The following is a 1364-nucleotide window of genomic DNA, read 5'->3' on the forward strand; positions in this document are numbered from 1 at the left end:
GGGCCTTACCCCCGGTTCTTGGACACGGGGGGTGGTGGATTATGCCGCTGAGGGGAGCGTAGCGGCGGTGTTGGTCTCGTAGGTGGCTGGGGGCTGGTAGTGGCACCAGGAGTGCCGGCGGCGGGTGTTGTAGCGGGCCAGCCAGTGGAAGACGGTGCGGTGGCAGGTGGTCTGGTCGGGCCAGGTGTTGTGGTCTTGGAGGACCTCTCTTTTGAGGGTGGCGTTGAACGATTCGGCGAGGCTGTTGTCGGCGCTCGTGCCGACCGCGCCCATGGACTGGGTCACTCCGAGTTCGGCGCAGAGTCGTGCGTAGTCCTTGGAGGTGTAGACCGATCCGTGATCGGAGTGGAAGATGGCGCCGGTCAGGCTGCCGCGGGTCGCCTGGGCGGCTTTCAGGGCGTTCTCGACGAGTTCGGTGCGCATGTGGTTCGCGATCGACCAGCCGGCCAGACGGCGTGAATAGCAGTCGATCACGGTCGCCAGGTAGAGGTTGTTGCCGTCGGCCAGTGGCAGGTAGGTGATATCTCCGACGTAGCGCTGGTTCGGGGCTGGGGCGGTGAAGTCGCGGTTCAGCAGGTCTGGCACCTTGTGGCCGGCGGGTTCGGGGATGGTGGTGCGGACCTTGCGGCGGCGCCGGTAGCCGACGATGCCGTTGACGCGCATCACCCGCGCTACCCGCTTGTGGTTGACCCGCCGATCGGCAGGAGCACCGTCGTTGAGTTCGGCGGTGATCCGTGGTGCACCGCACGTGTTGTCGTCGGTGTGGATCTTCCGGATCCGGTCGGCCAGCGCCGCGTCCGCGGCGGCTCGGGCCTCGCGGGCCGGGGCTGCCTTGACCCATGCGTAGTACGACGACCGCTCGATCTCGACGAGCTTGCACAGCCGCTTCACCGGGTAGGTGCTGGAGTGGTCGGCGACGAACTGGAAGCGACTCACCAGTTCGTCTCCCCGGCGAAATACTTGGCCGCCTGGCGAAGGATCTCACGCTCGGTGGTGAGCTTGGTCTTGTCCGCGCGCAACGCGGCGTTCTCGGCCTCGAGGCGGGCGATCTTCTGCTCAGCGGTCTCCGGCAGCGGCTGGGACTCACCGCTGCCCGGACTGCTCATACGACGGGCTGCCGGTGTGCCGTCCGCGGCCGTCTTCTTGCCCGTCCCGTACAGGTCGACCCAGCGCCTCAGGGTTGCCCGTTCGACCCCCAGATCAGCCGCGATGCTCTTCAGCGACGCGCCCGGGGTGGACTCGTACAAGTCGACGGCCTGCCGACAAAACTCCTCGGAATAGTTCCTACGGGCCATAACTCAGAATCATCTCGCTTCCCCAGCAAATGCTGGATTCAGCGTGTCCAAGAACCAGGGTCAAGGCCC

General features: G+C 66.3%; 1 protein-coding gene. It reads right to left on the minus strand.

Annotation, left to right across the window (positions count from 1 at the left end):
• Positions 1-39: 39 nt before the first annotated feature.
• A protein-coding gene (locus E1261_RS44760; RefSeq protein ID WP_132416458.1) for an IS3 family transposase occupies positions 40-1295 on the minus strand; the annotation gives its coding sequence in 2 pieces (ribosomal slippage) (positions 40-953 and positions 953-1295; 1257 coding nt in all).
• Between the last annotated feature and the right edge of the window lie 69 nt (positions 1296-1364).

Origin of the sequence: Kribbella albertanoniae, assembly GCF_004348455.1 — a bacterium.
GTDB lineage: Bacteria > Actinomycetota > Actinomycetes > Propionibacteriales > Kribbellaceae > Kribbella > Kribbella albertanoniae.